At 32.4% G+C, this 4,767-nt stretch carries 7 protein-coding genes; 4 read left to right on the forward strand and 3 right to left on the reverse strand.

Annotated features, from left to right (window positions below; genetic code table 11):
* Nucleotides 1-89: 89 nt before the first annotated feature.
* Nucleotides 90-524, reverse strand: a complete 435-nt coding sequence (locus tag FC88_RS03395) for a universal stress protein (RefSeq protein ID WP_057812790.1) — start codon at nt 522-524, stop codon at nt 90-92.
* A 126-nt stretch (nt 525-650) separates the two neighbouring features.
* Here FC88_RS03395 and FC88_RS03400 point away from each other — a divergent pair, with 126 nt between their 5' ends.
* Entirely contained in the window at nt 651-1,475 is an 825-nt protein-coding gene (locus FC88_RS03400) for a Cof-type HAD-IIB family hydrolase (protein WP_057812792.1), read from the forward strand.
* Nucleotides 1,476-1,601: 126 nt separating this feature from the next.
* Entirely contained in the window at nt 1,602-2,423 is an 822-nt protein-coding gene (locus FC88_RS03405; protein ID WP_057812794.1) for a Cof-type HAD-IIB family hydrolase, read from the forward strand.
* 30 nt (nt 2,424-2,453) lie between these two features.
* Here FC88_RS03405 and FC88_RS03410 read toward each other — a convergent pair whose 3' ends face one another.
* Nucleotides 2,454-3,035, reverse strand: coding sequence for a hypothetical protein (locus FC88_RS03410; protein WP_057812796.1), 582 nt, complete (start codon nt 3,033-3,035; stop codon nt 2,454-2,456).
* 188 nt (nt 3,036-3,223) lie between these two features.
* Here FC88_RS03410 and FC88_RS03415 point away from each other — a divergent pair, with 188 nt between their 5' ends.
* Both FC88_RS03415 and FC88_RS12765 read left to right on the forward strand, forming a co-directional pair.
* Entirely contained in the window at nt 3,224-3,871 is a 648-nt protein-coding gene (locus FC88_RS03415) for a helix-turn-helix domain-containing protein (RefSeq protein ID WP_057812798.1), read from the forward strand.
* Nucleotides 3,872-3,901: 30 nt separating this feature from the next.
* The gene (locus tag FC88_RS12765; protein WP_162256520.1) at nt 3,902-4,063 is read left to right on the forward strand and encodes a hypothetical protein; all 162 of its coding nucleotides are present in this window, start codon (nt 3,902-3,904) and stop codon (nt 4,061-4,063) included.
* Nucleotides 4,064-4,115: 52 nt separating this feature from the next.
* Here FC88_RS12765 and FC88_RS03420 read toward each other — a convergent pair whose 3' ends face one another.
* Nucleotides 4,116-4,475 (reverse strand): hypothetical protein, encoded by a 360-nt coding sequence (locus FC88_RS03420; RefSeq protein ID WP_057812800.1) that lies wholly within the window; start codon nt 4,473-4,475, stop codon nt 4,116-4,118.
* Nucleotides 4,476-4,767: the final 292 nt, after the last annotated feature.

Genomic DNA, 4,767 nt, shown 5'->3' on the forward strand with positions numbered 1-4,767 from the left:
CCTTTATGGGTTTTTGTGTCCACTAGTGTTCGGTTATATTTTACAATCTGCCATTTAGATAAAATACTTTCTAAAAAAATCAATTTATGTTAGGCCACAATTAATACTTGGCAGTGAACATTTGTTTTAAAAAATTCAGCCATTTTTCCTAGATTTGCGCGATGATTATTATCTTTTCCGTGTTTTCCAATAACCAGTAAATCTATTTTTAATCCTCGTACCAAATAATTAGCAATGATTTTTTTGGGATCACCGATTCTTAGAAAAGTATCTTTGATAGGATAGACGGTCATCATAAATTTTTGATTTAAATCATCACGGGCTTCTATCACATTGGAATCGTCATTGTAATTGACCATTTGTAAAATGCCGTCATCTTCATTTAGGTAATGGTCTTCCACAACACGAGTTAGATATAGATTTGCTTTAGTTTGTTGAGCAAGTTGGACGGCTCGATTGAAAGCACGATTGGCATTTAGTGAACCGTCGATTGCTACAAGAATATTTTTGATTTGCAAAGTCATTTTACCCTCTTATTTAATTAAACAAATTATATCTAATTATATAATAAAAAATCATATGAATTTTATTTCTAGGGAATAGTTATCTATTTGTGATATGATATAAAGATGTTTTTAAGGAGGCAATTTATGACCATTAAATTAGTAGCTTTTGACATGGATGGGACTTTCCTCAATGATCAAAACACTTATAACCATCAACGCTTTGGAGAAATCCTACAAAAATTACGTGCAAAAGATATTCATGTGGCAGCTGCATCAGGCTCTCAATACCAACGTTTACTCAATCAATTTGATGAATTTAATCAAGAAATGGATTTTGTTTCACAAAACGGTGCGGTCGTTCATAGCGCTGGACAACCATTATTAGTTCAAGAAATTCCAGCAGATGCGGTCAAGAAAACTTTGGATGTAATCAATCAACAATTTGCGCCTAGTGATATTGCTGAACATTTAGTAGTTGGATACAAATCAGCGTATGTTGATGAAAAAATTTCACAGGCAGCCTTTGATATGACTTATCGTTACTACAATCATCTTTTACGTGTACCTGATTTAGCAACGGTAACGCCTAAACGCTTGGAAGATCAGGTTACTAGTATCGGGGTTACTTTTGATTCTAAAGTTGATTTTGATGCTAAGATGAAGAGCTTGCGTGAAATGTTGCCACTTGGTTTATCTAGTCAAACTTCTGGATATAATACGGAATTGATTAGTGAAGATACTGTCAATAAAGCTGCTGGTCTTCGTGAACTTCAAAAGAAATACAATGTAGCTGACGATGAAATCATGACTTTTGGCGATAATGAGAATGATTTGCCAATGCTAAAAATCACTCCACATAGTTATGCTATGCAAAATGCTGAACAAAAAATCAAAGATCAAGTTGCACACGTGACTGATTCGAATAATGATGAGGGTGTCTTGAATGTCCTCGAACAAATAGCTTCTTAATGAAAAGATAATCCAGATGATGGGTTATTTTTTTTACATTACATAATCATTTTTTGGAATCGGTTGCAATTATAAGCCATTTTCGATAAGGTGGGAAAGTAACCTTAATGTGAGAGGAATTTACTTATGTATAAAATGATTGTCTGTGATCTTGATGAAACTTTAATGAATGATGATGGCTCTTTGTCTGACAAGAACGCTGAAGCCATTCATGCTGCAACTGAAAAAGGAGTTTACTTCGTAGTTAATTCTGGTCGAAGTTATACCTCTTTTCAAAATGATCTTGAGAAGATGAATTTACGCAATAAACCTAATCAATATTCTATTTCGTATAATGGAGGATTGATTTTAGAAAATAAGGATAATCGTCCTATTGCTGTTAATGCCATGCCTTTTGAAGTGGCTAAAGCAGTTTTTGAAGTTGGGGCTGCGAATAAAATGGCTGCAACACATATCTATACTCAAGATGTACTTTATATTTATAATCCAGTTAAAGAAGATACTGATTATTTAGAAAATCGTGGTGTATCTTTTAAAATTATGGAAAATGATGATTTTAATCAATTCAAGGATATGAATGTGATGAAGGTTATCATGGCCTTACCAACTATTGAAGATCGTAAAGCTATGAAGGCAGCCGTAGAATCACAAGTAGATGCTTCCAAGCTAACAGTTACTTTCTCATCTGGTCGTTATGTTGAATTTAATCCCGCTGGAATCGATAAGGGAAGTGCCTCAGTTCAATTAGGTGAAATCTTAGGAATCAAGCCGGAAGAAATAATTGCTGCTGGTGATAACAGTAATGACTTGCCAATGTTAAAAGCCGTTGGTTTGCCAGTCAGTGTCGCTAATGGAATCGACATCGTTAAAAAGAGCGCTAAATACGTAACTAAAGCTGATAATAATCATGATGCTTTAGCTGAAGTTATTAATAAGTTTATCCTATAGAAAAAAGTCTTGAGGCAACTCAAGGCTTTTTTAGCGTAGATTCAAATTTGATTGATTTTCTATTTTAATTTTACCGTCATCAAAATTTCTAATGACTTGATCTAATTTTTGGATAGTTAATTTTTTGTTGTACGCATAATCTCTAGAGAAATCTAAAGTATAGTTTTGACCAGAAGTTGTAGTTATCTTAAGAGCAAGAGGATTTTTTGCCATTAAAAGTGAGGGGGTCAAAACACCCAAGTACAAGGTATAAGGGACAGCTAAAGGAATGCTATCGTTGTTAAAATATCCAATTACTTTAATCGTGGCGATATCTTTTTTATCAATGGCAGTCAATTTATTTTTAAAAGGAAAGAACATCACAAAAATACGATGCTTCGAGTTGGTTAAGTCACTATAACGAAGGTCATTTTGATCTGCCTCCCAGTATTGAAAAAGCACAGTTACACTATTTAAATAATAAATAAAGAAGAAAACAATGAATATTCCTAGTCCTATAAGGCAACTGATCCAATTATTAAAAATAATGAAGATTGTAAAGCCTGCTACTAAACCCGCAAATAAACTAACCAATAAAGGTCTGTATGAAAGTTTCTTACCAAATGTAATCATAATTAATTCCTCCCAATTAAATGAGATGCGCATCGATTAGTTAATTAACCTTGTTTACACTTTGATTATGACAAAAGCTTGCTATTAAAGCACGCACATCGTAGTTGCGTTTGAAAAAACATCGTTATAACGCTGAATTTATTTAAAAAAAGTTTATTATTTAGGTAAGGGTTTACAGGGGGAGAAAGATGGCTTTAGCGGATAATATTATCAAGTATCGTAAGAAAAATGGAATGACACAAGAACAATTAGCTGAATCACTAATGATTTCACGACAATCTGTTTCTAGATGGGAATTGGGAGAAAATTTACCTAGCATTGATAATTTGATTTCTTTGAGTGGTTTATTGGATATTTCATTGGATGAGTTGATTACAGGCGAACCGTATTTGCATTTTCCATTTGACTTTGGTCCGCCCAAAAGTAAAGTGGCAGCCGTGATTTTAATTATTATCGTTTTGTTTCCCATATTGGCGGGATTTATCGGTAATATTTGGATGTCTTTAGTAGTTGCATTATTTCTGTATATATTCGTCGTTTGGTTTTATCCATTCGATTATAAGCGTTATTACAATTATTGGAGTTTGGAGAAAAAGGGAGTTCGCTACATTTCTGATAATCAGGAAGTTTATAGCTCTTGGGATAATTTAGTTATGCCAATTAAAGCACTATTGAAAATGAGAAAGACCAAATTTATTCCTTATCAACAGATGAAAGAGATTGAAATACATTTGCAGTTGTTGGGATATAATCCACGACATTCGAATTACTCGCCGGGAACTTATCAATTAATGAATGAGAGTTTTACTTTGAAAATCACTAACAAAGATGAATAGATTGTTTATTTGACTTTGAAGCCATATTATTTGAAGAAATCTAAAGAACGTCAGATGTTGCCAACTATTTTGGAATTTTTGAAACGCAAGAACGTTGACTTTATTGATAAACAAAATATTTGCAAATTACTGAAAAATAACGACAAGAGTTTGACAGAGCAATTGTATGAACTACGTGACGGCTATAAATAGACTTATTGATTAAAAATTTTGTGTTCTAAAAAAGAGGCTAACTGAAATTGGATCAGTTAGCCTCTTTTTTGATAGTATTTTTAAAATTTTCAATTTGGGCTTTGTAATCTAGCAGCTCGTGGTATCGAGCTTTTAAGTCGCTATCTTCCCTAGAATAAATATTAAAACATTTTTCGGAGTAATCTTTAAGTTGAGCTTTTTTAGTTTTTTGCTCATCTTTAGGCAAATTTTTGAAAATAGAGTTGTCAGTTGTTAAATCAACGATTTTTTCGTATAGTTCATCAAATTGCATTTTTAAAGCTATCTCGTTATGTTTAACATTTGCTTTCACAAGTGCCGGTGGAAGAGCATAAGTGATTAATAGATAGCCAATTATAGCGATTATTAAATAGTCGATGATAGTTAATGTCATTTTTTACCAACTTTCTAGAGATTTCTACATATTAGTATATCAATTTACAAATCCTACTTGAAGGTCACTCTAAATAAAGAGTTTTACTGTGATAGAATTCGATTTTTGATAATTTCATAGTCTGTTTAATTAAATCCTTTTTGGAGTTCACGGAGAAGTCTTTTTGATAGAAACCCCTTTCTTCAATCGAATATTGATTATTTTGACAAATTAAAATCAGGTAACGATCTTTTTTAAAAGGCGAATTTTATAATCAAGTTAGCCACCTTAAGAAAAAATAAATAAAAAAAAC

The sequence above is a fragment of the Companilactobacillus futsaii JCM 17355 genome (genome assembly GCF_001435505.1).
GTDB classification, from domain to species: Bacteria; Bacillota; Bacilli; order Lactobacillales; family Lactobacillaceae; genus Companilactobacillus; species Companilactobacillus futsaii.

What these genes read in the sequence shown, in the direction of transcription:
- FC88_RS03410 (WP_057812796.1), bottom strand. Translation starts at nt 3,035, where the DNA reads ATGATTACATTTGGTAAGAAACTTTCATACAGACCTTTATTGGTTAGT.
- FC88_RS03420 (WP_057812800.1), bottom strand. Translation starts at nt 4,475, where the DNA reads ATGACATTAACTATCATCGACTATTTAATAATCGCTATAATTGGCTAT.
- FC88_RS03405 (WP_057812794.1), top strand. Translation starts at nt 1,602, where the DNA reads ATGTATAAAATGATTGTCTGTGATCTTGATGAAACTTTAATGAATGAT.
- FC88_RS03395 (WP_057812790.1), bottom strand. Translation starts at nt 524, where the DNA reads ATGACTTTGCAAATCAAAAATATTCTTGTAGCAATCGACGGTTCACTA.
- FC88_RS03415 (WP_057812798.1), top strand. Translation starts at nt 3,224, where the DNA reads ATGGCTTTAGCGGATAATATTATCAAGTATCGTAAGAAAAATGGAATG.
- FC88_RS03400 (WP_057812792.1), top strand. Translation starts at nt 651, where the DNA reads ATGACCATTAAATTAGTAGCTTTTGACATGGATGGGACTTTCCTCAAT.